27 protein-coding genes are annotated in these 26269 nt (G+C 69.4%); 18 read left to right on the top strand and 9 right to left on the bottom strand.

Translation table 11 applies throughout. From position 1 onward, the window contains the following. Positions 1–413 precede the first annotated feature (413 nt). The 4 genes from ON21_RS14455 to ON21_RS14440 form a co-directional block, all read right to left on the bottom strand. Entirely contained in the window at positions 414–1211 is a 798-nt protein-coding gene (locus ON21_RS14455) for an AraC family transcriptional regulator (protein WP_306307699.1), read from the bottom strand. A gap of 219 nt (positions 1212–1430) precedes the next feature. Next, a complete protein-coding gene (locus ON21_RS14450; RefSeq protein ID WP_039798409.1) occupies positions 1431–1718 on the bottom strand; it encodes a DUF427 domain-containing protein in 288 nt (95 codons plus the stop codon). Between the two features lie 63 nt (positions 1719–1781). Next, positions 1782–2312: an NUDIX hydrolase gene (locus tag ON21_RS14445; protein WP_039798408.1), complete on the bottom strand. Its 531-nt coding sequence runs from the start codon at positions 2310–2312 to the stop codon at positions 1782–1784. A 132-nt stretch (positions 2313–2444) separates the two neighbouring features. Then, positions 2445–3656, bottom strand: coding sequence for a DUF418 domain-containing protein (locus ON21_RS14440; protein WP_051020800.1), 1212 nt, complete (start codon positions 3654–3656; stop codon positions 2445–2447). 121 nt (positions 3657–3777) lie between these two features. On the opposite strand from ON21_RS14440, the gene dop reads away from it, so the two are divergent. The 13 genes from dop (at position 3778) to ON21_RS14375 (ending at position 17620) form a co-directional block, all read left to right on the top strand. After that, positions 3778–5277, top strand: a complete 1500-nt coding sequence (gene dop / locus ON21_RS14435; protein WP_039798407.1) for a depupylase/deamidase Dop — start codon at positions 3778–3780, stop codon at positions 5275–5277. Positions 5278–5775: 498 nt separating this feature from the next. Continuing rightward, positions 5776–5970: a ubiquitin-like protein Pup gene (locus tag ON21_RS14430; RefSeq protein WP_014986166.1), complete on the top strand. Its 195-nt coding sequence runs from the start codon at positions 5776–5778 to the stop codon at positions 5968–5970. Beyond that, entirely contained in the window at positions 5967–6821 is an 855-nt protein-coding gene (gene prcB / locus ON21_RS14425) for a proteasome subunit beta (RefSeq protein ID WP_039798406.1), read from the top strand. The genes ON21_RS14430 and prcB overlap by 4 nt, the downstream gene beginning before the upstream one ends. 2 nt (positions 6822–6823) lie before the next feature. Further along, the gene (gene prcA, locus ON21_RS14420; RefSeq protein ID WP_039798405.1) at positions 6824–7624 is read left to right on the top strand and encodes a proteasome subunit alpha; all 801 of its coding nucleotides are present in this window, start codon (positions 6824–6826) and stop codon (positions 7622–7624) included. A gap of 232 nt (positions 7625–7856) precedes the next feature. After that, positions 7857–9215, top strand: coding sequence for a Pup--protein ligase (gene pafA / locus ON21_RS14415; protein WP_174372166.1), 1359 nt, complete (start codon positions 7857–7859; stop codon positions 9213–9215). Between the two features lie 33 nt (positions 9216–9248). Then, complete coding sequence (locus ON21_RS14410) at positions 9249–9545, top strand: MTH1187 family thiamine-binding protein (RefSeq protein WP_039798402.1); 297 nt, start codon at positions 9249–9251, stop codon at positions 9543–9545. Between the two features lie 101 nt (positions 9546–9646). Continuing rightward, complete coding sequence (locus ON21_RS14405; RefSeq protein ID WP_086006419.1) at positions 9647–10642, top strand: helix-turn-helix transcriptional regulator; 996 nt, start codon at positions 9647–9649, stop codon at positions 10640–10642. Then, a complete protein-coding gene (locus ON21_RS14400) occupies positions 10639–11616 on the top strand; it encodes a helix-turn-helix transcriptional regulator (RefSeq protein ID WP_039798400.1) in 978 nt (325 codons plus the stop codon). Before ON21_RS14405 ends, ON21_RS14400 begins: the two co-directional genes overlap by 4 nt. 22 nt (positions 11617–11638) lie before the next feature. Continuing rightward, complete coding sequence (locus tag ON21_RS14395) at positions 11639–12688, top strand: 2-dehydropantoate 2-reductase (protein WP_039798399.1); 1050 nt, start codon at positions 11639–11641, stop codon at positions 12686–12688. 64 nt (positions 12689–12752) lie between these two features. Beyond that, positions 12753–13013, top strand: coding sequence for a Sec-independent protein translocase subunit TatA (tatA, locus tag ON21_RS14390; protein ID WP_039798398.1), 261 nt, complete (start codon positions 12753–12755; stop codon positions 13011–13013). A 98-nt stretch (positions 13014–13111) separates the two neighbouring features. Beyond that, positions 13112–14065, top strand: coding sequence for a twin-arginine translocase subunit TatC (gene tatC, locus ON21_RS14385; protein ID WP_039798397.1), 954 nt, complete (start codon positions 13112–13114; stop codon positions 14063–14065). A gap of 3 nt (positions 14066–14068) precedes the next feature. Then, a complete protein-coding gene (locus tag ON21_RS14380) occupies positions 14069–16771 on the top strand; it encodes a DEAD/DEAH box helicase (protein ID WP_039798395.1) in 2703 nt (900 codons plus the stop codon). Between the two features lie 153 nt (positions 16772–16924). Beyond that, positions 16925–17620, top strand: coding sequence for a DUF4333 domain-containing protein (locus ON21_RS14375; protein WP_039798412.1), 696 nt, complete (start codon positions 16925–16927; stop codon positions 17618–17620). A 241-nt stretch (positions 17621–17861) separates the two neighbouring features. On the opposite strand, the gene ON21_RS14370 is transcribed toward ON21_RS14375, so the two are convergent. Further along, the gene (locus tag ON21_RS14370) at positions 17862–18827 is read right to left on the bottom strand and encodes a 5'-3' exonuclease (RefSeq protein WP_039798394.1); all 966 of its coding nucleotides are present in this window, start codon (positions 18825–18827) and stop codon (positions 17862–17864) included. Positions 18828–18911: 84 nt separating this feature from the next. On the opposite strand from ON21_RS14370, the gene ON21_RS14365 reads away from it, so the two are divergent. Then, positions 18912–20039 (top strand): M24 family metallopeptidase, encoded by a 1128-nt coding sequence (locus tag ON21_RS14365; protein WP_039798393.1) that lies wholly within the window; start codon positions 18912–18914, stop codon positions 20037–20039. A 41-nt stretch (positions 20040–20080) separates the two neighbouring features. On the opposite strand, the gene ON21_RS14360 is transcribed toward ON21_RS14365, so the two are convergent. Next, positions 20081–20524 carry a PPOX class F420-dependent oxidoreductase gene (locus tag ON21_RS14360; RefSeq protein ID WP_039798392.1) on the bottom strand — a complete coding sequence of 148 codons (444 nt, stop codon included), beginning with the start codon at positions 20522–20524 and terminating at the stop codon, positions 20081–20083. 110 nt (positions 20525–20634) lie between these two features. Here ON21_RS14360 and dprE2 point away from each other — a divergent pair, with 110 nt between their 5' ends. The 4 genes from dprE2 to ON21_RS14340 all read left to right on the top strand — a co-directional run bounded on the left by dprE2 (position 20635) and on the right by ON21_RS14340 (position 24085). Further along, positions 20635–21390, top strand: coding sequence for a decaprenylphospho-beta-D-erythro-pentofuranosid-2-ulose 2-reductase (gene dprE2, locus ON21_RS14355; protein ID WP_039798391.1), 756 nt, complete (start codon positions 20635–20637; stop codon positions 21388–21390). After that, on the top strand, positions 21387–22649 hold the full coding sequence (locus ON21_RS14350) for a bifunctional cobalt-precorrin-7 (C(5))-methyltransferase/cobalt-precorrin-6B (C(15))-methyltransferase (RefSeq protein ID WP_039798390.1): 1263 nt from the start codon (positions 21387–21389) through the stop codon (positions 22647–22649). Before dprE2 ends, ON21_RS14350 begins: the two co-directional genes overlap by 4 nt. Before the next feature lie 78 nt (positions 22650–22727). Further along, positions 22728–23345 (top strand): DUF8020 domain-containing protein, encoded by a 618-nt coding sequence (locus ON21_RS14345; RefSeq protein WP_039798389.1) that lies wholly within the window; start codon positions 22728–22730, stop codon positions 23343–23345. Further along, on the top strand, positions 23342–24085 hold the full coding sequence (locus ON21_RS14340; protein WP_039798411.1) for a cobalt-precorrin-6A reductase: 744 nt from the start codon (positions 23342–23344) through the stop codon (positions 24083–24085). Before ON21_RS14345 ends, ON21_RS14340 begins: the two co-directional genes overlap by 4 nt. 28 nt (positions 24086–24113) lie before the next feature. Here the strand turns inward: ON21_RS14340 and ON21_RS14335 are convergent, their stop codons facing one another. The 3 genes from ON21_RS14335 to cobJ all read right to left on the bottom strand — a co-directional run. Then, positions 24114–24644 (bottom strand): PadR family transcriptional regulator, encoded by a 531-nt coding sequence (locus ON21_RS14335; RefSeq protein WP_039798388.1) that lies wholly within the window; start codon positions 24642–24644, stop codon positions 24114–24116. A 57-nt stretch (positions 24645–24701) separates the two neighbouring features. Next, positions 24702–25097: a hypothetical protein gene (locus ON21_RS14330; protein ID WP_039798387.1), complete on the bottom strand. Its 396-nt coding sequence runs from the start codon at positions 25095–25097 to the stop codon at positions 24702–24704. 32 nt (positions 25098–25129) lie between these two features. Next, positions 25130–26269: precorrin-3B C(17)-methyltransferase (gene cobJ / locus ON21_RS14325; protein ID WP_051020799.1), on the bottom strand; the 1140-nt coding region annotated here is incomplete at its 5' end.

The following is a 26269-nucleotide window of genomic DNA, read 5'->3' as shown; positions in this document are numbered from 1 at the left end:
GGTCGTGCGGCACGACCCGTCCGCGGCGTGGGCGCCGCTCGGCGTACGGCAGGTGCTGAAGACGATCTCGGCGGACTATTACGTCGAGTCTCGTCCGGCCGGCTGACCGCGCCGTCCGGCCGCGGTCTGTTCGCCCACGGTGGCCTGACCGCCGGTCGTCGACGGGACGCGCGCCCATCGTGCCGGCGATATCGGAATGCGTGCGCGCCCCGCGGTCGCTGGACCGGCCTCGGACAGCCACCTGATTCGGTGACGAACTCCGCGAGTGCGGTGCCGCCCCGGGCCGGATGCCGAGAACGGAACACGTGCGGCCCCGGCATAGGCGGCCGGGGTGGCCGGGCCCTGTCCGGCAGGCAGAAGGACCGCGTCTGCACCTGTGACCGTGGAGGACGGACGCGAGCCGTTTTCGGCGGCTACGTGTCGGGAACCGAGTCGCTGGTGTGGCTCAGCACCGAAGGAGACAACCCGAACGTCCGGCGGCAGGTGCGGGTGAGGTCCGCGCCGTCGGAGAATCCCGCCGCGTGCGCGGCCGCCGTGAGATCGTCTCCGGCCAGCGCGCGGGTCCGCGCTATGTGCAGCCGCAGCCAGAGGATGTAGCGCCGCAACGGGATTCCCATCTGCTCGGTGAACAGATGGGACAACCGAGGCGCGGGAATGCCCAACTGCCGTGCGACATCCGCGCCGCGCACCGACCCGGTGCGCACCAGAGCGGGCAGCAGTTGCAGGGCCGCCGTGATCACCGCGTGCCGCTCGCCCGACCCGGAGGCGCCGTCTTGCGGCAGCAGATCATCGACGACCGCGGTGACCTGCGCGGTCAGGTCCCCATCACCGGCAGCGATGCCGAGGGTGTCGGCGCTGTCGACCCAGCCGTTGACGTGGGCTCTGCGATCCGCCGCCGCACCGGCGGCCGTCTCGGGATCGAGGTAGACGGCCGTGCCGTGCGCGGCGCCCACGTCGATCCGGTGCGGTGCGTCGGTCGGCACGATGACGTGGGTGCCCTGCCTGCGGACACCGCTACCGTCCACCACGACGATCGGTGTGCTCGCGGCGACGATCTGCACCGCGTGATGCGCGTGTAACTCCGTCGGACCGATCGATCCGGCGACGGCCAGCACTCCCGGCCTGAGCAGCGCGAGACCCGCTCGCGCCGGTTCGTCCGCCGCGCTTCCGGGCGACATGGAGAAGCCGTTGGTGACCAGAGCCTTCATCATGGGATGCTCCCGGCTGAGACACTCGCGCTGAATCCTGGGATGAGCGTATCGGTTTCACCCGGGCGGTATTCCCGATTCCTCCGATTGCCGCCGGTCGTAGGCAGCGGGCGGGCCACGCCGCCGGCCCCGCCCGCCGATCGCCACCCGGTCGCGCCTACGACCCGATTCCGGGATCGATCATGAGTTCGCCGCTCGATTGCTAGCAGCGAAATAGTGCCGTCAGTTCTCGGTCACCTCGACGCCGCGCCAGAACGCGACGTAGTCCTTGATCTGTGCGGCCTTGGTCTTCGGCTCCGGGTAGTACCAGGCGGCGTCGGAGTTGCTGTCTCCGTCGACCACCACGGTGTAGTAGCTGGCGGTGCCCTTCCACGGGCAGTAGGTGTGCGTGTCGGAGGGCTGGAAGAACTCCGGCCGTATCGAGTCCGGCGGGAAGTAGTGATTGCCCTCGACGATGATGGTGTCGTTGCTGGTCGCGAGGACGCGGCCGTGCCAAGTTGCCGTTGCCATACTTCGATTCTGCCCCGGTCGCACCGATGAGCGCGGAGCGAATATCTGGGGCGGGACGCCGGGTCACTCGGACCGGTGGAGTTCCACCGCCAAAGCGACGAGTTCGCTCAGGTGCTCGCCGTCGGATTCGGCCCGTCGCATCGCTTCGGCCACGGGAAAGGTGCGCACCTCGAGGATGTGCTCGGCATCATCGGGATTGGTCGGTGCGGAGTCGAGCACCACGTCCGCGGTGCACCACAGCCACGCCTTGTGCGGATGGGGCTGCCACTCGCGGTGCGGTACGGGGCTGGTGCTCGTCGCATGGTGGGCGCCGAACCATCGGATCGGTCCGACCGGGCGGGCTCCCGCCTCCTCCCGCAATTCGCGGCGCGCGCAGGCGTCGATCGACTCGCCGCGTTCCCTGGTGCCGCCCGGAATCAGCCAGACATCGCGATCGTCGCGACAGAGCACGATCTCGTCACCGACGAAACAGACGACGTGGATATTGGTGATCAGTTCGTCGGACGGGAGCGTGGTGGAGAACCGCACATCCAACTCGCCCCATGCCCAGTGGGCCGGTGTGTGCAGCAAGGGGTAGCGGTCGGCGAGCGTCACAGCACGACGGTAGCGGCCACCGGGCGCCATGTCCGTCGGATCGCCCGAGCGGCGGCGTGTGCCGCTGCGACAGCTCCACAGCGACAACTGCCCGCATTCCGGCGCACCGGGATGCGGGCGGGCACGGCGGGTTCAGCGTTCCCGGGCCAGCGTCCGGTAACTCACGTTCCAGAACCACTCCACCGGCCCCCGCTCGAAGCGTCGCAGCCACAGGTGCGCTCCGCCGGCGATGATCACCGACACGAGCACATAGACACCGATGGTGAACGGCACACGGTCGTCGGGCGAGACACGGGCGGCGAGCCCGAAACCCCAGCCGTAGCACAGGACCGATGCCACCAGATTCTGCAGGACATAGCAGCTGAGCGCGGTGCGGCCGATCTCGGTGAAACGCCGTCCGGCGAAGCCGGCACCTGGACGCCGCAGATACCACTCGGCGACTGCCGCCAGGATGCCGAGAGATACGAACGGCGCGCTGCCGTACCGGGTGAACAGGATCAGGTCGCCACCGCCCAGGATGCCGACGCCCAGGTCGATCGGCGCGGCCACGCCGAAGCCGAGGACCATCAGCCGCTTGCGCAGCCGCGCGCCTTCCGGGCCGAACACTCCCGCCCGGAACAGCCGGGCGCCGGTCAGGAACAGCGCGACCGACATCGCGAAGACGAAAATCGCCTCCACCCGGAACAGCCCGGCGTTGCCGAGCCGGAACAGCGCCAGTTCCCAGAACGAGCCGTCCGCATACGGATTCGGGTCCAGCGCACGCCGCGCCGCCGCATCCTGGCGCGGCGCGAACGCCAGAGCCAGCGCGATCAGCGTCAACAGCGACACGTGCACGGCCGCCGCGCCCACCAGCCACCGTCGCTGCGCCCGCTCGCCGGTGGCGAGCACGAACGCGACCACCAGCCCGGTCACCGCGTAACCCATCAGGACGTCGAACTCGGCGACGAAGACGAAATTGACCAGACCGTCCAGGAACAGCAGTCCCGCGCGCCAGGGATACTTGCCCGGCCAGCGGCGCCCGGCCTTGGTCGCGGAGCGTCGCTGGATGGCCAGGCCGATCCCGAACATGATGGTGAGCAGTCCGAGGAATTTGCCCTGCGCCAGCTGCTGGAGCACGCGCTCGGTCCAGGTCCATCCACCGGCCTGCCCACCCAGATCGTGCAGGTAGCCGACCAGCCCTTCCGGGTTGGTGATGATCCAGATGTTGGTGGCGAGGGTACCGAGGATCGCGATCCCGCGTAGCACGTCCAGCGCGACGAGCCGGGCGGGTGCGGGTGGCGGCGGAAGCGCCGCGCGGTGCTGTTCGGTGGTCTCCACGCGGCCGGCCGCGATCGATTCGGACATGTCCCGACTATCGCGCCGACCTGCGCCGCGACGGGTCCTCCGGAAGTACCACCTGCGGTATGACATTGGACTCCGCCGGTCGCGGCGGGTTCGGCCGGGTGCGTGACTTAGGCTCGATGCCATGCAGCGCATCATCGGAATAGAGGTCGAATACGGCATCTCGACCCCGACCGAGCCGTCGGCCAACCCGATCCTCACCTCGACCCAGGCGGTCCTGGCCTACGCCGCGGCGGAGGGCGTGCCGCGCGCCAAGCGCACCCGCTGGGACTACGAGGTGGAGTCGCCGCTGCGCGACGCGCGCGGATTCGACCTGAGCCGGATGAACGGGCCCGCGCCGGTGATCGACGCCGACGAGGTGGGCGCCGCCAACATGATCCTCACCAACGGCGCCCGGCTCTACGTCGACCACGCCCACCCGGAATACTCCGCGCCCGAAGTCACCGACCCGCTGGACGCGGTGATCTGGGACAAGGCGGGCGAGCGGGTGATGGAGGCCGCCGCACGGCATGCCTCGAGCGTGCCGGGTGCCCCGCGGCTGCAGCTGTACAAGAACAACGTCGACGGCAAGGGCGCCTCGTACGGCACCCACGAGAACTACCTGATGAGCCGGGATACCCCGTTCAACCAGATCATCGTCGGGCTCACGCCGTTCTTCGTGTCCCGCCAGGTGGTGTGCGGCTCCGGCCGGGTCGGCATCGGCCAGTCCGGCGATCACGCGGGCTTCCAGCTGTCCCAGCGCTCGGATTACATCGAGGTCGAGGTCGGTCTGGAGACCACGCTCAAGCGGGGCATCATCAACACCCGCGACGAACCGCACGCCGATGCCGACAAGTACCGCAGGCTGCACGTCATCATCGGTGACGCCAACCTGGCCGAGATGTCGACCTACCTGAAGGTCGGCACCACCGCTCTGGTCCTCGACTTGATCGAAGCGGGCGAGGACCTGTCGGACCTGCAGCTGGCCCGCCCGGTCACCGCGGTGCACACGATCAGCCACGACCCCACGCTGCGGGCGACCGTCGCGCTCGCCGACGGCCGCGAACTCACCGGCCTCGCGCTGCAGCGCGTCTACCTGGACCGGGTGATCAAGTTCGTCGACCGCACGGGCAACGACGACAAGCGCGTCCAGGACATCATCGAGAACTGGGCCATGGTGCTCGACCTGCTCGAACGCGATCCGATGGAGTGCGCGAACCTGCTCGACTGGCCCGCCAAGCTGCGCCTGCTCGAGGGCATGCGCAGCCGCGAGGGACTGGGCTGGGCGGCCCCCAAGCTGCACCTGATGGACCTGCAGTACTCCGACGTGCGCCTGGACAAGGGTCTCTACAACCGCTTGGTCGCCCGCGGCTCGATGAAGCGGCTGGTCACCGAGCAGCAGGTCCTCGACGCCATGACCAATCCGCCCACCGACACCCGCGCCTACTTCCGCGGCGAATGCCTGCGCCGCTTCGGCGCCGACATCGCGGCGGCCAGCTGGGACTCGGTGATCTTCGACCTCGGCGGCGACTCCCTGGTCCGCATCCCCACCCTGGAGCCCCGCCGCGGCACCAAGGCCCACGTCGGCAAACTCCTCGACGGCGTGACCACCGCCGCGGACTTGGTGGAGCAGCTGACGACGTAGTCTTCGGCGCGCGCCCGACCGAGTTCCACGCGCCGCCCGGTCTCCGGACGGCACCGCAGCCCGTTCGATGGCACCGGGTCGAGCGCCGACGCCACTCGGATCGGGCTCGGCCCTGCCGGTTCAGGCCTACCGCCGAGTTAGGTAAGGCAGTGTTCGATCCGTACCTGAACGGCCTGTTCGGCAGCGAAGGCGAGTCGTCGGCAGTGCCGTCCATCGCCTTACGCAACCACACCGGCCCCACCACGGGTTTCGAGCGAAGCGAGATCGGGCATTGTCCGTTCGCGGCCCCGCGAGCCACAAGGGGGCCGCGAACACGCAGCGCCGCAGGCGCTGCAAAATGAACACAGCCGCGCTGCGCCGAAGGCGCGGCCAAACCAAAATAGGCACACTGTCGGTGCTGGTAGGTAGTGTTGAGGGACGAGCACGGACAATGCTCATGATCGGGACCGTGCTCACCATGGGTCCCGATCATGGTGAGGACAGAGGAGGTCGGCTGCCATGGCACAAGAGCAGACCAAGCGCGCCGGGGGTGGCGACGAGGACGAGGGCCCCGACGGTGTAGACGCCGCCGGTCAGGAGCGCCGCGAGAAGCTGGCGGAGGAAACCGACGACCTGCTCGACGAGATCGATGACGTGCTCGAGGAGAACGCCGAGGACTTCGTCCGCGCGTACGTGCAGAAAGGTGGCCAGTGACAGTCGGTGACCCCTCGCGTCTCCACTTGGGGTACGCCCTTTCTTCCTTCTCCGACTATCTCCGCATGCATGCTCCGGATTTGTTGCCCAGCAACAGGTTCGGACAGGGTGCCGCCGGAATCCCCGGCGGCACTTCCGCGAAGGAGATCGCTCCGCACGGCACCACCATTGTGGCGGTGAGTTATCGCGGCGGTGTGCTGATCGCCGGTGACCGGCGTGCCACGCAGGGAAACCTGCTGGCCAGCCGGGATATCGAGAAGGTCTACATCACCGACAGCTATTCCGCGGCCGGCATCGCAGGCACCGCGGGCATGGCGGTGGAGATGGTGCGGATCTTCGCGGTGGAGTTGGAGCACTACGAGAAGCTCGAGGGCGTGTCGCTGACCTTCGACGGCAAGGCCAACAAGCTGTCGAAGATGGTGCGCGAGAATCTGCCTGCGGCCCTGCAGGGTCTGGCGGTGGTGCCGATGCTGGTCGGCTACGACCTGGATGCCACCGATCCGGACAAGGCGGGCCGCATCGTTTCGTTCGATGTGGTGGGTGGACGCAGCGAGGAGCGTTTCGGGTACGCCGCGGTCGGTTCCGGCTCGATGTTCGCGAAGTCTTCGCTGAAGAAGTTGTACGCCAAGGGAATCGATCAGGATCGCGCGTTGCGCATCGCCGTCGAGTCGCTGTTCGACGCGGCCGACGACGACACCGCGACGGGTGGCCCGGATCTGGTGCGCGGCATCTTCCCGACGGCGATCGTGATCGATGAGGAGGGTGCGGTCGAGGTGAGCGAGTCGCGGCTGGCGGAGATCACCCGCGGTATCGTCGCCGACCGCGAGGCCGCCGAAGAAGGGAGCGCCTGATCATGACGTTGCCGTACTACGCGTCGGCCGAGCAGATCATGCGCGACAAGACCGAGCTCGCGCGCAAGGGTATCGCCCGTGGGCGCAGCGTCGTGGTCTTGACGTATGACAAGGGTGTGCTTTTCGTCGCGGAGAACCCGTCCGCGACGCTGCACAAGGTGAGTGAGCTCTACGACCGCATCGGGTTCGCCGCGGTCGGCAAGTACAACGAGTTCGAGAACCTGCGCAGGGGCGGCATCCTGCAGGCCGACATTCGCGGGTATCAATACGACCGCCGCGACGTCACCGGCCGGGCGCTGGCCAATGCCTACGCGCAGACCCTCGGCACGATCTTCACCGATCAGCTCAAGCCGTACGAGGTGGAGATCTGTGTGGCGGAGGTGGGGTATCCGGAGCAGGCCGCCCAATCGGTGCTGTACCGGATCACCTTCGACGGGTCGATCGTGGACGAGCGGGAGTTCGTGGTGATGGGCGGCACGACGGAGCCGATCGTCACCGCGTTGAAGTCGTCCTACCAGCCGGGGCTCGACCTGGCCTCCGCGGTCGGCGTCGCGGTGCGCGCGCTGCAGGCGGGCGTTCCGGAGGGCGCGGAGAAGGAGAAGCGGGTGCTGGGCGTGAGCTCGCTCGAGGTCGCGACCTTGGAGCAGGCGCGTCCGCGCCGGGCGTTCCGGCGAGTGCCCAACGCCGCGCTGGAGCGTCTGCTCAGCCCGGCGGAGGCGGCCGAGAAGCCCGCGGCGGAGGAGACCGGCTCCGAGTCGAAGGATGAGAAACCGTCGGCGAAGGAGACTCCGTCAGCGGAGTGATCCGGCGGGAGTGATCAGCGGGGCCGACGAGCTCGACGGCCCGCGAACGGCGCCAGGTTCGCGGGCCGTACCGGCATGTCCGGCGCGGGCCCCGCACTGTGCATCCTCCGGCGAAACCGGCGTTTCACCCGGGCAAATTCCGACAAAGCGGGCCAAATTGTTGTGAAGACGTATGCATACGGGTTGTTCGGTGCCCCACGCAAGACCTCGACATGGCTGTAATGTCGATGGTGTGCAGCGACGAATTATGGGGATCGAGACCGAGTTCGGTGTGACATGCACCTTCCACGGTCACCGTCGACTGTCCCCCGACGAGGTGGCCCGGTATCTGTTCCGCCGGGTGGTGTCCTGGGGCCGTAGCTCGAACGTGTTCCTCCGCAACGGTGCTCGGCTCTACCTCGATGTCGGGTCCCATCCGGAGTACGCGACCGCGGAGTGCGACAACCTGGCGCAATTGGTGACCCACGACCGTGCGGGCGAGCGGGTCCTCGAAGAGTTGCTGGTCGACGCCGAGCAGCGGCTGGCCGAAGAAGGCATCGGCGGCGACATCTACCTGTTCAAGAACAACACCGACTCCGCGGGCAACTCCTACGGCTGCCACGAGAACTTCCTCGTGGTGCGCGCGGGCGAGTTCTCCCGGATCTCCGATGTGCTGCTGCCGTTCCTGGTCACCCGCCAGCTGATCTGCGGCGCGGGCAAGGTGCTGCAGACGCCGAAGGCCGCCACCTTCTGCCTGTCGCAGCGTGCCGAGCACATCTGGGAAGGCGTCTCCTCGGCGACCACCCGCTCGCGGCCGATCATCAACACCCGCGACGAGCCGCACGCCGACGCGGAGAAGTACCGCCGCCTGCACGTGATCGTCGGCGACTCGAACATGTCCGAGACCACGACCATGCTCAAGGTCGGCACGGCGGCCCTGGTGCTGGAGATGATCGAGGCGGGCGTCTCGTTCCGCGACTTCGCGCTGGACAATCCGATCCGCGCGATCCGCGAGGTCAGCCACGACCTCACCGGTCGCCGTCCGGTGCGCCTGGCAGGCGGCAGGCAGGCCAGCGCCCTGGACATCCAGCGCGAGTACTACGCCCGCGCCGTGGAGCACCTGCGCAATCGGGACCGCGATCCCCAGATCGACCAGGTGGTCGACCTGTGGGGCCGCACCCTGGACGCGGTGGAGGCGCAGGACTTCGCGAAGGTCGACACCGAGATCGACTGGGTGATCAAGCGCAAGCTGTTCCAGCGCTACCAGGACCGGTACGGCATGGAGCTGTCCGATCCCAAGATCGCTCAGCTGGACCTGGCCTATCACGACATCAAGCGCGGCCGCGGCGTCTTCGACCTGCTGCAGCGCAAGGGTCTGGCCAAGCGCGTCACCGAGGACGAGGCCGTGGACGCCGCGGTCGACACCCCGCCGCAGACCACCAGGGCCAAGCTGCGCGGTGACTTCATCACCGCCGCCCAGGAGGCGGGCCGCGACTTCACCGTCGACTGGGTGCACCTGAAGCTGAACGACCAGGCGCAGCGCACCGTGCTGTGCAAGGACCCGTTCCGCTCGGTCGACGAGCGCGTGGATCGGCTCATCGCGTCGATGTGACAGAGCCCGCCTGGTGACAGGCATGATCGAGACATGATCATTGCCTTCTCCGTCACACCGCTCGGGACCGGCGTCGACGTCGGGCGCGCCGTGGCCGAAGCGGTCCGCGTGGTGCGGGCCAGCGGACTGCCCAACCGCACCGACGCCATGTTCACCACCATCGAGGGGGAGTGGGACGAGGTGATGGCCGTGGTGAAACAGGCCACCGACGCCATTCTCGCTGTCGCGCCGCGATGCAGCCTGGTGCTGAAGGCCGACATCCGGCCCGGGGTGACGGATGCGATGACAGCGAAAGTGGAGAAGGTCGAGCGCTACCTGGCCGAGAACTGATGGCCCGGGCGCCGCGGGCGCCGGCGAACCGACACAGAACACGCCGCGCGAACGCGCGGCCGAACTAACACCTCCCGGCCGCGCAGATTACCCTCTATCGGGTGGCGATATCCAAGGTCGAGCGGCTGATGAATCTGGTCATCGCGCTGCTGTCGACCCGGCAGTTCCTGACCGCCGAGCGGATCCGGGAGAGCGTGGCCGGCTACGAGGACTCCGCCAGCGACGAGGCGTTCAGCCGGATGTTCGAGCGGGACAAGAACGAACTGCGTGATCTGGGCATTCCGCTGGAAGTCGGTCCGGTGAGCCGGTACTCGACGATGGAGGGCTACCGGATCAACCGCGACGCCTACGAGCTACCCGACATCGATCTGACCGATCAGGAAGCCGCCGCCGTCGCGGTGGCCGTGCAGATGTGGGAATCGCCGGAACTGGCCGCCGCCGCGGAGGGGGCGCTGCTCAAACTGCGTGCGGCGGGCATCCACGTGGAAACCGACGCCGCCGTGGCGTCGGTGCCCGCGGTGCCTGCCCGCGCGCGCGGCTCGGAACCCGTGCTGGGAAAACTCCTCGCCGCGATCGATGCAGGTCAGGCGGTGCGATTCGAGCACCGTGGCGCGATCGCCGCCCCGTATCTGATGCGCGACGTCGAACCGTGGGGTGTCGTCACTCATCACGGCCGCTGGTATCTGGTCGGGCACGACCGCGACCGGGACGCGGTGCGCAGTTTCCGGCTGTCCCGGATCGGCGACGACGTGACCCCGTACGGCCCGCGCAACGCCGTCCGCAAGCCGGAGGGTGTCGACCTGCGCGCCATCGTCGACCAGGTCACCAGTACCGCGCCGGTCAGCGGCGCGGCGACGGTGTGGGTGGCCGATGGGCGCGGGCGGGAGATTCGCAGGATCGGTCAGGTGACCGGTGAGCGCATCGTCGGCGGCCGTGCGGGCGTCGTGGTCGAGCTTCCGGTGCGATCCCGCGATTGGCTGGCCCGGCTCATCACCGGCCTGGGCCCCGACGCCGTGGTGCTCGCCCCCGAGTCGCTGCGTGCCGATGTCATCGCGCGGCTGCGTTCGGTGTTCGACCGCACGGAGGTGCGGGCATGAGCTCGCGGCTTTCGGTCCGGTTGTCCCGGCTGCTCAATATGATCCCGTACTTCATCGCCCACCCCGGCATCAGCGCCGCCGAGGCCGCCGCCGATCTGGGCGTGACCACCAAGCAGTTGATGAGCGACCTCAATCAGCTGTGGATGTGCGGGCTCCCCGGGTACGGTCCCGGCGACCTGATCGACTTGTCGTTCTCCGAGGAGAGCATCGAGGTCACCTTCTCCGCGGGCATCGACCGTCCGTTGCGGTTGACCTCCACCGAGGCGACCGCGCTGCTGGTCGCGCTGCGCTCGATCGTCGACATGCCCGGCATGGTGGACCCGACCGCGGCCCACGCGGCCATCGCGAAGATCGAAGCGGCGATCGCGGGCGGAGCGGAATCCGCCGAGAACGGGCGGTCTCGAACGCCGCCGCAGGAGGCGCCCGCGGTGGCCGCCGTGCGCTCGGCGCTGGCGCTCGGGCGGGCGCTGCGGCTGGTGTACTACTCCGCCAGTCGCGACGTGGTGTCCGAACGCCTCGTCGACCCGATCCGCATCGTTCTCGTGGACGACAACAGCTACCTGCAAGCGTGGTGCAGGCAGGCCGAAGGAGTGCGGCTGTTCCGCTTCGACCGGATCGAGGCCGCGACCGAGCTGGACGAGCCGGCCCGCCCGCCCGTGCATGCCACCGACGCGACGGCGGGCCTGGACCTGTTCCAGGACGATCCGGCGGTTCCGTTGGCGCGCTTGCGGATTCATGCCGATTACGCTTGGGTTCTGGATCAGTACCCGATGCATCGGCTGGCGGTGCATCCCGACGGCAGCCTGGAGGCGACCATGCGGTTCGCCACGCTGGACTGGATGGCCCGCCTGCTGCTCGGTTTCGGGGCGGGCGTCACCGTCCTCGGCCCGCCGGAACTGGTGGCGGCGGTGCGCGAGCGGTCGAACGCCGCGCTGGCCGCCTACGAGGAAGCCGGATATCTGGAGGCCAGATGAGGAAGGCAGAGGCCCTACCGGCATGAACAGTCGTGTGCTGGTGGTAGGTGCGGGCAGCATCGGCAACTTCGTCGGCGGCAAGCTCGGCGTGGCGGGCGCAGAGGTCACCCTGGTCGGCCGTAAGCGCGTGCTCGACGAACTCGGCGCGTCGGGGCTTCGGCTCACCGACCTCGACGGCGGCGACGACGCGTTACCGCCGGATCGATTCCACCGCGCCACCGAACCGGATGACGTCGGCTCGGCGGATCTGGTGCTGGTCACGGTGAAATCGGCGGCGACGGCGGAGGCGGTGCGCGAGCTCGCGGGCAAGATCCGGCCCGGCACCGTCGTCCTCAGCCTGCAGAACGGCATCGGCAACGACTCGGTGATCCGGGAGATCCTGCCGCATTGCGTGGTGCTGGCCGGAATGGTGATGTTCAATGTCGTGCACCACCCCGGCGGGCGGTTCCATCGCGGCACCGAAGGCGGACTCGCGGTCCAGGACGATCCGGCCCTGGCGCCGTTGCTGGACGTGTTCGAGCGGGCGGGGCTCGGCTTGCGCCGGTATCCCGACCTGCGTCCGGTGCAGTGGGCGAAGCTGCTGCTGAACCTGAACAACCCGATCAACGCGCTGTCGGGGCGCCCGCTGCGGGAGGAACTCGCCGACCGGGACTACCGGCGCTGTCTCGCGCTCACCCAGCGCGAAGCGCTCGCGGTGATGAACAAGGCACGAATTCGCCCCGCCCGGCTGACCCCGCTGCCGCCCCAGGTGATGGCCGCGCTGTTGACCGTTCCCGACGGCCTGTTCCGGCGGGTCGCCGGGCAGGTGCTGGCCATCGATCCGATGGCGCGCTCGTCCATGGCGGACGATCTGGAGTTGGGCCGCACGACCGAAATCTCCTGGTTGTGTGGGGAAATAGTCGAACTGGGCGCGATGGTCGGGATGCCGACGCCGGTGAATCAGCGGTTGATCGAATTGATCGTCGCGGCCGAGCAGGGTGGCCGCCGCGCGTGGACCGGCCGCGAATTGCTCGGCCAGTTGCGGGCCGCCGCGGCGGCCGCCGTGCCCGAACGCAGGGCGAACGAGCGGTGACGGCCGCGTTCGCGCACGTCACCCTCCGGTAGCATCGAAACATCACAGTCTTGGGAGGTAGATCATGGGCAGTCTGAGCATCTGGCACTGGCTGATCATTGCGGTGGTCTTCGTGATGTTCTTCGGTGCGAAGCGGATGCCCGATGCGGCCCGCAGCCTGGGCCGATCGTTGCGCATCTTCAAGAGCGAGGTCAGTCAGATGCAGAACGAGAGCAACGCGCCCAGCAGTGGCGCGCCTGCTCAGCAGCCCGCACCGCAGTTGCCCGCCGCGCAGCAGCAGGCGCCGCAGGCCACCGAGCCCCGCACCGAGCAGAAATCGGTCTGAGCGGATGCGCTCGCGCCGGAGTGAGGAGCGACTCACTCCGGACTCAGTGCTGTTGCCGAGCCGTGCGAGGCACGTGAACCCAGGGGCGATCACCAACCATGCGAATCCCGTTCGATCCGCGGCGCAGTAAGCGCAGGACCAATCCCGACGGCACCATGTCGTTGGTCGAGCATCTGCAGGAGCTGCGTTACCGGTTGCTGGTGTCGATCGCGGCGGTGATCGCGACGACGGTACTGGGATTCCTGTGGTACGCGCACGGGTTCCTGGGGATCGACAGCCTCGGTGAAATCCTGCGCGGACCGTATTGCTCGCTGCCCGCGTCGGCCCGTGCGTCGCTGACGCCGGACGGCGAATGCCGTCTGCTCGCGACCGCGCCGTTCGAGCAGTTCACGCTGCGGTTGAAGGTCGGCCTGACCGCGGGTGTGGTGCTGGCCGCGCCGATCTGGCTGTACCAGTTGTGGGCGTTCATCACGCCCGGGCTGTATGCGAAGGAACGCAAGTACGCGGTCGGATTCGTGTCCTCGGGCACGGTGTTGTTCGCCGCGGGAGCGGTGCTGGCGTACGTGGTGATCGCGCACGCGTTGAGCTTCTTGCTCACCATCGGCGACAACGTGCAGATCACGGCGTTGAGCGGATCGCAATATTTCTCGTTCATCATCCAGTTGCTGATCATCTTCGGCGTCAGTTTCGAGACGCCGTTGTTGATCGTCGGGTTGAACCTGGTCGGCGTGCTCACCTACGAGCGCCTGAAGGCGTGGCGGCGGGGGATCACGTTCGGTTTGTTCGTCTTCGCGGCGATCGTGACGCCGCAGGATCCCTTCTCGATGCTGGCGCTGGCCTTGGCGTTGACGGTGTTGTTCGAGGTGGCGATCCAGTTCTCCCGGATCAACGACATGCGCCGGGCGCGCAGGGAGCGCGAGGGCTGGGGTGCGCTGGCGGACGAGGAGGCTTCCGAACTCGGCGCCCCGCAACCGATCGATCCGGCCGGGCCGGTCGGTACGCCCGCGGAGAAATCCGCACGACCGGTGTCGGACTACTCGGATACGCTCTGACGAGTGACAGTTGACCGGTCGCAGACAGGCGAGTTGGCCGTATTCTCCGCCGAGCTGAAGTTCCGGCTCGATCCATTCCAGCGCGAAGCCTGTGCGGCGCTCGAGGAAGGCCACAGTGTCCTGGTCTGCGCCCCGACGGGCGCGGGTAAGACGGTTGTCGGCGAGTTCGCCGTTCACCTCGCGCTGGCGGCGGGCGGGAAGTGCTTCTACACCACGCCCATCAAGGCGTTGTCGAACCAGAAGTTCGCCGACCTCACCGAGCGCCACGGCCGCCAGCAGGTCGGACTGCTGACCGGCGACCAATCGATCAATCCCGACGCACCGGTGGTCGTGATGACCACCGAGGTGCTGCGCAACATGCTCTATGCCTCCTCGGACGCGCTACGCGGGCTGTCCTACGTCGTGATGGACGAGGTGCACTACCTCGCCGACCGGTTCCGCGGCGCCGTGTGGGAGGAGGTCATCCTGCACCTGCCCCCGGACGTGCGGCTGGTGAGCCTTTCGGCCACGGTGAGCAACGCCGAGGAGTTCGGCGCCTGGATGGAGACCGTGCGCGGCGACACCGCCGTGGTGGTCGACGAGACCAGGCCCGTTCCGCTGTGGCAGCACGTCATGGTCGGGCGGCGGATGTTCGACCTGTTCGACACCAAATCCACCGAACAGAAAGTGCTCGTCGACGAGGACCTGGTGCGGTTCATCCGCCACCGCGAGGCCGCCGACCGGATGAACAGCTGGGGCCCCCCGCGCAACGGCCGCGGCGGCCCGCGCCGGGATTTCCGCCCGCTGCCGCGGCCGGAGGTGCTGGCCAAGCTGGACGAGGAGGGATTGCTGCCCGCGATCACCTTCATCTTCAGCCGGGCGGGGTGCGATGGCGCGCTCGCCCAGTGCCTGCGGTCGCGGCTGGACCTGAGCCGTCCGGAAGAGCGCGACGAGGTCGACGCGATCATCGACAAGCACACGGGTGACCTGCCCAAGGCCGATCTCGAGGTGCTCGGCTACTGGGAGTGGCGCGAGGCGCTGCACCGCGGTCTCGCCGCGCATCACGCCGGGATGTTGCCCGCGTTCCGGCACACCGTCGAGGAGTTGTTCGTCAACGGGTTGGTGCGTGCCGTCTTCGCCACCGAGACGCTGGCCCTGGGCATCAACATGCCCGCGCGCACCGTGGTGCTGGAACGGCTGGTCAAGTTCAACGGTGAGTCGCACGCCGAGCTCACGCCAGGGGAGTACACCCAGCTGACCGGGCGTGCGGGGCGGCGTGGCATCGATGTCGAAGGCCACGCGGTGGTCCTGTGGCAACCCGAGGTGGACACCAGCGCGGTCGCAGGCCTGGCCTCGACGCGCACCTATCCGCTGCGCAGCTCGTTCCGGCCGGGCTACAACATGTCGATCAACCTCATCGATCGGATGGGCGCCGACGAGTCGCGCGCCCTGCTGGAGCGATCGTTCGCCCAGTTCCAGGCGGACCGATCGGTGGTCGGGCTGGTGCGCGGCATCGAGCGCAACGAGGGGGCGCTGCGCAAGCTGCGCGACCAGCTCGGCGGTACCGAAGGCGGATTCCTCGATTACCTGTCGCTGCGGGAGCGGATCAAGCAGCGGGAGCGGCAGCTTGCCCAGCAGAGCCGCGCCGACCGGCGGGGCGCCGCGGTGGACGCGCTCGGCGCATTGCGGCGCGGTGACGTGGTGGCCATTCCGTCCGGCCGCCGCGCCGGGCTCGCGGTGATCCTGGAGCCGGACGCGACGCCGGGCGATCCGCGTCCGCTGGTGCTCACCGAGGACAAGTGGGCCGGACGGGTGTCGGTCGCCGATTTCCCGGTGCCCGCCGAGGCGCTCGGGCACATGCGGCTGCCGCGCCGGGTGGATCACCGTACCGCGCGCACCCGCCGGGATCTGGCTTCCGCGCTGCGCAGCACGGGAATCTCGGTGCCGGGCAGACCACGTCGCGGTCGGCATTCCGCGGCGGCCGACGATGGGGAACTGGCCACCTTGCGCCGCAGCCTGCGCGCGCATCCGGCACACTCCCGGCCCGATCGTGAGCAACTGGCCCGCGTCGGCGAGCGCTACAACCGCTTGCTGCGCGAAACGGAGGCGATGCGCCAAAAGGTTGCCGCGACTACCAATTCGTTGGCGCGCACGTTCGATCGGATCCTCGGCCTGCTGGAGGAACGCGGATTCGTGCACGAGAGCGAGGTGACCGCGGACGGACGCCGGTTGGCGCGCATCTACGCCGAGAGCGATCTGCTGGTCGCCGAATGCCTGCGGAAGGGATTGTGGCGTGGCCTCGGCGCGGCCGAACTGGCCGGTGTGGTGTCGATCCTGGTGTACGAATCCCGCCAGGAGGGTGGGTATCTCGGCGCGACCGGACCGACGGCACCGATCCGGCGCGCGATCGGCGCGACCATCGGCGTCTGGTCGGAGTTGCGCTCCGACGAAGCGCGGCACAAACTGCCGCCGACCAGGGAACCCGATCTCGGTTTCGTCGACGGCGTCTACAAATGGGCGCGCGGCGACGGGTTGGCCGAGTCGTTGCTCGCCAGCGGCGACCAGGGCGCGCCGCTGTCGGCCGGTGACTTCGTGCGCTGGTGCAGACAGGTGATCGATCTGCTCGACCAGATCCAGGGCACCGCCGACGATCCCGAGGTCGCCGCCACCGCGGCCAAGGCGGTGCGGGCGATCCGGCGAGGTGTCGTGGCGGTGGACGCCGCCTGAGCGGTGTGCGCGGCGGGCGGCAATATCAACACGGCGGATTCGATTGTGATTTGATTTCTTTCGCGTACCGACCGTGGCGGAGTAGTCGTGTCATGCGACGAGGCCCACGCGGGGGGCTACCGTGTGTACAACGATGCGAGTGGAGGCAAGCAGATGAGCGGCCCTTACGGACCGAACGACCCCGGGGAGGGACGCAACGATCCCACCCAGCAGTGGGGTGGACAGCAGGCGCCGGGTGGGGCCGGTCCCACGCAGCAGTGGGGCGGTCAGCCGCAGACCCCGGCCTCGGCGCAGCCGACCCAGCACTGGGGTGAGCAGCAAGCCCAGCAGCAGCAGTGGGGACAACCCCAGCAGCAGTGGGGGCAGCAACCACAGCAGCCTCAGCAACCGCAGTGGGGTCAGCAGCCCGCCCAAGGCCAGCAGCCGCAGTGGGGCCAACCGCAGCAGCAGGACTGGGGCCAGCAGGGGCAGCAGCCGCAGTGGGGGCAGCCGCAGCCGCAGTGGGGCGCGCCGGGACAGCAGCCGCCGCAGCAGGGCGGCAAGAACAAAGGCTTGATCATCGGGCTGTCGGTGCTCGGTGTCGCGGTGGTCGGCGCGATCGTGGCGCTCGTGCTCGTGTTGACCGCCAAGGACCAGCTGGACCAGGCCGCCGTGCAGGACGGCGTGAAGAAGGTGCTGTCGGACTCCTACGGCATCCAGGACATCAGCGACGTCTCCTGCCCCTCCGGCCAGGAAGTCAAGGTCGACGCCACCTTCGAATGCAGCGTCAAGGTCAGCGGCGAAGCCAAGAAGGTGACTATCAAGATCACCAAGGACGACGGCACCTACGAGGTCGGTCGCCCCAGCTGAGCTGTGTTGGTTTTTCCAGCGCCTGCGGCGCTGGGTGTTCGCGGCCCCTGTGTGGCTCGCTTTTGCGCGACCGCCGCTTGCTCCTTCGTCGCCTACGCGACGGCCACGCAAACGCGAGCCGGGCCGCGAACGCGGATGCTCGGTCTCGCTTCGCTCGGAACCTGTGGTCGCGGTGAGCCGGGCGTGTCGGCGTCGGCGCGCGGACCTCAGGGGTGGTTTCAGCGACCGTGCGACCTTCGGATCAGGCGGTGCGGGCCGCTAGTGCCGTGATCAGGCGCGTGACCGGGCTCTCTGCGTTGTAGGCGGTGGCGAGGGCGCGCAGGCGGTCGGGATCGGCCGGTTCGGCGGGGAGGACGTCGTCGCGGGACAAGGTCACTTCGGCGTCGCAGACCACCCGCACGACCGGTGCGGCGGCCTTCAAGTAGCCCTCGGCGGCGCGCAGCTTGGCGCGCACGCCTTGCGCCAGGTCGGCGCCGGGATCGTCGACGGCGGCGACCAGGGCGTCCAGGGAACCGAAGCGGGAGATGAGGGTGGCGGCGGATTTCTCGCCGATGCCCGCCACTCCGGGCAGGCCGTCGGAGGCGTCGCCGCGCAGCGTCGCCATGTCGGCATAGGCCGGGCCCGCATTCTGTTGCGGCACACCGTACTTCGCCGATACCTCGGCCGGGCCGAACAATTCCGCCTTGGCCAGCCCCCGTCCGGCGTAGAAGACCCGCACCGCGGGAGCGGGCTCGTCGCGGACGAGCTGCAGCAAGTCGCGGTCGCCGCTGACCACCACGACCTCGTCGGCACGCTCGCGGGTCGCCAGGGTGCCCAGCACGTCGTCGGCTTCCAAGCCCTCCGCGCCGCCGGTCGCGATACCGGCGGCATCCAGCACCTCCAGGATCATCTCGACCTGCGGGGTGAGCGTGTCGGGGACCGTCTCGGCGCCGGGCGCGGCCTCCGGTGACGTGTCCAGCCGGTGTGCCTTGTAGGACGGGACCAGCTCGACTCGATACGCGGGGCGCCAGTCCAGATCCAGGCACACCACCAGCCGGCTCGGGGCGAACCTGGTGATCAGCGACGCCACCATGTCGGTGAAACCGCGCAGCGCGTTCACCGACCGGCCGTCGGGCGCGGTGATCTTGTCGGGTATGGCGTGGAAGGCGCGGAACCACAGACTGGCTCCGTCCAACAGCAACAGGGGCCCACCGGCAGCAGAGGTCACGGGCTGAGGCTACTCGGTCGCACCGACACCGCCCTGGCGAAGTTCGGCGTTCACCGAGGGCGCGCGGCGGGTAACGTCGGACGAATGAGCTCGCATACGGATTCGAGGTTCGCGGCGGACGTCTACGGTGCACGGCTGGAGCGAGCGGTGGAGCTGATGCGGGCCGCTCACCTCGATGCCCTGCTGATCACCCCGGGCCCGGACCTGCGCTACCTGATCGGTTCGGCGGCCGAGTCGTTCGAGCGGCTGACCTGCCTGGTGATCCCTGCCGACGGCGCGACGCCGTCGGTGGTGATCCCGAAACTGGAGCTGGCGTCGCTGGAAGGGTCCGCGGCGGGCGAACTGGGTCTGCAAGTGCTGGACTGGGTCGATGGCACCAATCCGTACGCGCTGGTGAAGTCCGCACTGCACGTGGGTTCCCGGGTGGCCGTGGCCGATGGCATGCCCGCGTTGCATCTGCTGCCGCTGGCCGAGTCGTTCACCGGCCTGCCGGTGTCCGCCACCCCTGTCCTGCGCGAACTGCGCATGATCAAGGATCCGGCCGAGGTGGACGCGCTGCGCCGGGCGGGCGCCGCGATCGACCGGGTGCACGCGCGGATGGGCGAATTCTTGCGGGTCGGGCGCACCGAGGCGGAGGTCGGTCGCGATATCGAGGCCGCGATCCTGGCCGAGGGGCACACCGAGGCGGCGTTCGTCATCGTCGGCAGCGGTCCGCACGGGGCGGACCCGCATCACGGCGTGTCCGAGCGCCGGATCGAGGCCGGCGACGTGGTGGTCGTCGACATCGGCGGCCCGGTCGAGCCCGGCTATTACTCCGACTCCACCCGGACCTACGTCCTGGGCGAGCCCGATCCGGAGGTGGCCGCCCGGTACGCCGAACTGGAACGCGCGCAGGCGGCGGCGGTCGCGGCCGTCCGCCCGGGCGTCACCGCGGCAGCGGTGGACGCCGCGGCGCGAAACCCGTTGACCGAAGCCGGTTTCGGGCCCGCCTTCGTGCACCGCACCGGCCACGGCATCGGCCTGTCGGTGCACGAGGAGCCCTACATCGTCGCGGGTAACGACCTGGTCCTGCGGCCCGGCATGGCGTTCAGCGTGGAGCCCGGCATCTACTTCCGCGGCGAGTGGGGCGCGCGCATCGAGGACATCGTGGTCGTCACCGAGGAGGGCGGTGAGTCGCTGAACAAGCGGCCGCACGGCTTGACGGTGGTGTAATCGACGGCTGACGGCGGCGAGGAAGGCTTCCAGCGGAAGCGCTACGCTCCTGCGCCGTTCCCGCTCGCCGCGCCGTCCGCGGCCGGTGCGACGAGCGTGCTGCTGGACAGGACGCGCCGGATCTGGATGGCGATCACCACGCGCGTCGGGTTCTCCCGCGGCACGCGATAACGACCCGCGTACCGCTCGACCGCCTCGGCGACGTCGTCCGGGGCGTCGAGCACGGTGGCCGGGCCCTCCAGCGTGAGCCAGCGAATCCCGTCGACCTGGCTGACCGCCGCGTAGCCGGAGCGGCGCACGTTGCGTACCTTGACCGACCCGTCGTTGGTGATCACGCGCGCGATCCCGGCCTCCTGGTCCCAGGTGAAACCCACCGCCACCACATGGGGCGTTCCGTCCGCGCGCAAGGTCGTCAGCGTGGCGAGGTGCCGTTCGGCGACGAACTCGAGGGCGGCGGGCGACAGCTCAGCAGTACTCGTCGGCATCCCCCGACCGTAGCCTTCGGCGCCCGTCGAGGCCGCAGCAGCCCGGCCCGGGGCACGGGCGCCGGAGAGCGATGACAAGGCAGGCCCCTGCCAATGACAGACTTGGGCGCATGGGAACGCGTGGTTTGTCCGACGGGACCGTACTGCTGCTGGGCGGGCGGAGCGAGATCGGACTCGAGGTGGCGCGACGGCTGGCACCGGGTCGAACGGTGGTTCTGGCGGCTCGGCGCAGCGGTGAACTCGACGCGCAGCGGGCGGAGATCACGGCCGCGGGTGCGAGCGAAGTGCACACCGCCGAATTCGACGCCGACGACATGGCGAGTCATCCGGCGTTGCTGGAGAAGATCGCCGCCGAGCACGGGCCGATCGGGATCGCGGTGCTCGCCTTCGGTGTGCTGGGCGATCAGCAGCGCGCCGAGCGGGACCCCGCGCACGCGACCGCGATCCTGCACACCGACTTCGTCGCCCAGGCCGGTGTCCTCACCACGCTGGCGAATCTGCTGCGTGCGCGAGGTGCGGGACAGATCGTGGTGTTCAGCTCGGTCGCCGGCGTGCGGGTCCGGCGCGCGAACTACGTCTACGGTTCGGCCAAAGCGGGACTCGACGGCTTCGCCTCCGGCCTCGCGGATGCCCTGCACGGCAGCGGCGTCCGGTTGCTGCTGGTCCGTCCCGGGTTCGTCATCGGGCGGATGACCGAGGGGATGTCCCCGGCGCCGTTGTCCAGCACGCCGGATCAGGTCGCCGACGCGGTGGTGAAGGGTCTGCGCCGGGGCGCGAGCCGAGTGTGGGTGCCCGGGCTCCTGCGACCGGTCTTCTTCGCGCTGCGCCTACTGCCACAACCGATCTGGCGCCGGATGCCCCGATGAGCCCCACGCCCGTGTCGTGGGCGGGTACGCCGGTCACGGTCGTCGGAATCGGCGCCGACGGCTGGGACGGCCTCGGTCGCGCCGCGCGGGATGCCGTCGGTGGTGCGGACGTGCTGTTCGGCTCCGCGCGCCAGCTCGCGCTCGTGCCGCCTGCTGTGGCGGCGCAGCGGGTGAGCTGGCCGTCGCCCTTGCTGCCCGCGCTGCCCGGCCTGCTCGAACGGCACAGCGGGGCGCGGTTGTGCGTCCTGGCCAGCGGTGATCCGATGTTCTACGGAATCGGCGTCACCCTGGCCCGGTTGCTCGGCCCGCAGGCGGTGCGGGTGCTGCCGCAGCCGTCGTCCGCCTCCCTGGCCTGCGCCCGACTCGGCTGGCCGCTGGCCGAGACACCGGTGGTCAGCGTGGTCGGGCGTCCGTTGGCGACGGTGCTGCCGGAGCTGGCCGACGGCAGGCGGCTGCTGGTGCTCAGCGCCGACGAGCACACGCCGCGGGAACTGGCGCAATTACTGGATCGCCATGGTTTCGGCGGTTCGGAGTTGACGGTCCTCGAGCAGCTGGGCGGTTCCGCCGAACGGCGCCGCGCCGGAATCGCACAGCAGTGGGAACATCCGCCGGGCGATCCGCTGAACATCGTGGCGATCACCTGCTCGGCCGACCCGCGCCTGCCGCGCGCGACCCGCTTGCCCGGCCTGCCGGACGAGTTGTTCGGCGGCGACGGCCAGCTCACCAAGCACGAGGTCCGCGCGCTGACGCTGGCGGCGCTGGCGCCAGCTCCCGGGGAAGTGCTGTGGGATGTGGGCGGCGGTTCGGGCAGCATCGCCATCGAATGGTGCCGGGCGCATCCGGGCAACCGGGCCGTCGCGTTCGAGCGGCTCGAGCGCAGACGGCGTCAGATCGCCGACAATGCCACGGCTCTGGGCGTGCCGCACATCCAGGTGCGCGGCGAAGTCCGTGCCGAACTCGCCGACACCGAAATCGACCGACCCGACGCGATTTTCCTCGGTGGTGGCCTGACCCAGGATGGCGTGCTCGAGACATGCTGGGCGCAGTTGCGTCAGGGTGGCAGGCTCGTCGCGAACGCGGTGACGGCGGAATCGGAATCGTTGCTGCTCAGCTGGTCGAGCGCCCAGGGCGGCAGATTGCGAAAGTTCCAGATCTACCGCGGGGAACCGCTGGGTTCCTTCACCACCTGGCGTCCCCAGCTTCCGGTCACGCAGTGGTCGGTGGTGAAAACCGCGCGGGCGTTCCCCGCGGAGGGGTGAACAGGTTACTGGTCACGCGGTAGGGTCGGGCCGAGTTCCGATCATTGCTCGGAAATCCGAATCCTGTTGGGGAGATAGATGAGATACAAGAAGTTCGCCGCTACCGCATTGCTGGCTGTCGCCGCCACCGGAGTCGCCGCCGGTACTTCCTACGCCGCCCCGGTGCCGCCGGCGGCGCAGGACCAAGCCGCGGTGACGCCCACCGTCACGGGTACCGATCAGGGGGTCGGCTACGCGCTGCAGCTCGCCGACGCGGGCAAGTCGGTGGTCACCAGCGTGACCGGCGGCGCGTTCAGCGTCGACACCGACAACCGGTCGGTCACGCTGAAGAACTCCGCGGGTGACACCGTCACCACCATCCCGCTCACCGCGACGGCCAAGGGCCAGGAGGTCCGGATCGCCGCCGCCGTCGCCGACGAGGGCAGGCAGCTGACGCTGACGCCACAGGTCGCGCCGACCGCGAACGCGCCGGTCGCCGCCGAGTTCATCGGCGCGCAGGAGTGGTTCTTCGCCGAGTTGCAGCGCGCCTCGCTGGGCGCTCTGGTGGGTGGCCTGATCGGCGCCGCGATCGGCATCGTGTTCTTCGGTGTCGGCATCCTGCCCGGCGCGGTGCTCGGCGCGCTGATCGGCCTGGCCGTCGCGGGCGGGCCGTCGCTGCTGAACGCGGGTATCGCCTACTTCAGCGGTCAGCCCTGAGAGTTCTGATTCTGGGCGGCACCCGGGAAGCGCGGGAGCTGGCCCATATCGCTTCCGGCGAGCGAGGATTCGAGATCGTGTCCTCGCTCGCCGGTCGCGTGCGCAAGCCTTTGCTGCCGGAGGGAGAGGTCCGTATCGGCGGCTTCGGGGGCGCCGAGGGACTGCGCTCCTGGCTCGCGGCCAACGACGTGGCCGCGATGGTCGACGCCACCCATCCGTTCGCGGCGGCCATCAGCCTCAATGCGGCAGTCGCCGCGCGAGTTTCGGGTGTGCCGCTGGTGCACCTGCGTCGGCCAGGGTGGGCGGAGCGGGCCGGGGACCGCTGGATTCGGGTGCCCGATCTCGCCGCGGCCGCGAGGGAAGTCGCCGCGCTCGGCAGCCGTGTGTTTCTGACCATCGGCAGGCAAGGCGTCGACGCGTTCGCGGGACTCGACCGGCCATGGTTCCTGATCCGTGCCATCGACCCGCCGGAGGGCGCGCTGCCGCCGCGGTACGAATTGCTCCTCGCCCGTGGGCCGTTCGCGTTGGAGGGCGAAGCGCGGCTGCTCGCGGAGCGTCGGATCGACGTGCTCGCCACCAAGGACAGCGGCGGGGAGCAGACCGAAGCGAAACTCGCCGCCGCCCGCGCCGCGGGAATCCCCGTCGTCGTGGTGGACCGCCCGCCGCTGCCCGAAGGCGCGCGAATCGTGGAATCCGCCGCGCAGGCGCTGGATTGGCTGCGCGGAACCCGGCGCGGTTGACACGTTCCGGGTCGCGACGGAGGAGAGATCAGCTGCCGAGAAGTTCCGGCAGTTGATCGAACCAGTCCAGCACCGCCCGCTCGTAACGAATTCCGAAATCCAAAGTGGCGCGGGCGAACGCGGACTTACCCGCCGGATCTTCGGCGAGATACCGGGTGAGCCGGGCCTGATGGATCTTCCGGTTGGCGGCGATGATGCCGTCGAGCCGATCCCGATCGAGATGCTCGCCGAAGGAAAGCGTGAGCAGCAACGGCACCCGGATGGTTTCCCCGCCGGGATCGCGGGCGACCCATTCCAGGAACGCTTCCCGGCCCGCGTCGGTGATGTGGTAGGGGGTGCGCTCCCTGGCGCCGGTCTCGCCCTTTTCGACGAGTCCCGCCGCGTCCATGGTGGCGAGTTCCCGGTAGACCTGGCTCTGTGTGATGGTCCAGAAGTCGCCGATGCGCTCCTGGGCCTCGGTCACCAGGTCCCATCCCGACATGGCGCCTTCGTGCAGAAATCCGAGCAACGACGCCGCCGTCGAGTTGAGTGGCTTGCGCTTGGTCGCGGTGTTGGTCAACGACTGCTCCCTTCGCTCTCAACATTCCATAGTGGAATGTTACCTGAACGGGGTGGGTCAGGTGTCGCCGGTCAACTTGTCGAGCCGGGCGAGCACCTGTGCCATTCCCTGCTCCAGCCGTGCCTGTCCTTGTTCGAGTTGCTCCTGACCGCGGGCGAGCGCGGCCTGGCCCTGTTCCAGACGAACCTGTCCTTGTTCGAGCACGGTGACCCTGCGGTTGAGCTCGCCCACATTCTCGCGCAGGTCCCCGACATCCCGGCGCAGCTCGCCGACGGCCTCGCCGATGGTTTCCGCGCGCCGGTCGATCCGGCCGATGCCGTCGAGCGCCTTCCTGGTCAGCGCCGCGAGTTCGTTGAGGACCTCGCCCTGCTCGTCGAGTGCCTGTTCGCTCGCGGTGGCCCTGGCCTCCAAGGCGCGTGCGCGTAGCGTCAGCTCCGACAATGTCGCGGCCAAGGTCCCTCCGATCTTCGGTGCGTCAGGCGATACTACGCGCCGCCGACGGCCGCGTCGCGCGCGCGATCGTAACGGCGAGAGGTGTAGACCCGGGTACCCGCATCGGTTTCCAGCGCCGTGGTGGTCGACGCGCCGATGATCAGCAGCGTACGCATGTCCACGTCCGCGGGGTCGAGATCGCCGAGGGGCACCACCCGGACCGACTCGGTGGGCCCGCCGACATCGCGTCCGACGACGACCGGTGTGTCGGGCTTGCGATGTTCCAGCAGCAGGTCTCGCATCGCGCCGACCTGCCAGGTGCGTTGCGAGGACGCCGGGTTGTAGATGGCGATCGCCATGTCGGCCGCCGCGACGGCGGAAAGGCGCTGTGCCACAACCTCCCACGGCTTGAGCCGATCGGAGAGCGAGATCATCGCGTAATCGTGCCCGAGCGGCGCGCCCACCCGGCTGGCGACCGCGTTGGCCGCGGTGAGTCCGGGCAGCACCCGCACGGGCACTCCGCGCCACTGCGGGTCGGCCGATTCCTCCAGCACCGCAGCCGCCATCGCGAAGACCCCGGGATCGCCCGAGGAGACGACCGCGACCCGCGCGCCCCGCTTGGCCAGATCCAACGCCATGGCCGCGCGCTCGGACTCGACCCGGTTGTCGCTGGCGTGACGCCGCTGGCCCGGGCGGTCGGGCACCCGGTTCAAGTAGGTGGTGTAGCCGACCAGGTCGGTGGCCTCGGCCAACGCCGCGCGCACCTCGTCGGTGGTCCACTCGGGCGCGCCGGGGCCCAAGCCGACCACAACGACCTCACCGACCCGCTCGGCCGGGTGGGTGTCGCGGTCGCGCTGATCGCCGGTATCCCCTTCGAGGCGGGGCAGCGGCGTGGTCGGCTCGGGACCCGGTACGAGCGTGATGGCGAAGTAGGGCACCTCGGCGTCGTCCACCGCGGCCGCGTGCAGCACACGCTGGTCGCCGGTGCTCGCGCGCTCGACATAGTAAGCGCCCGCGAGTCGGCCGGAGTCCGAAAGCGCCTGGCGCACACCGGGATAGGTGCGTCCGAGTTTCATGATCGCGGCGGCGTCGGTGCTGCGCAGCCGCCGGGTGAGCTCGTCGACCGGCATGGTGCCCGGCAGCACGGTGAGCACCTGCTCGCCTTCGACCAGCGGCGTTCCCAGCGCCGCCGA

Source organism: Nocardia araoensis NBRC 100135 (genome assembly GCF_000308435.1).
Lineage (GTDB): Bacteria > Actinomycetota > Actinomycetes > Mycobacteriales > Mycobacteriaceae > Nocardia > Nocardia araoensis.
Note: the sequence above shows the minus strand (reverse complement) of the source record. Positions and strands in the feature narration are given on the sequence as shown.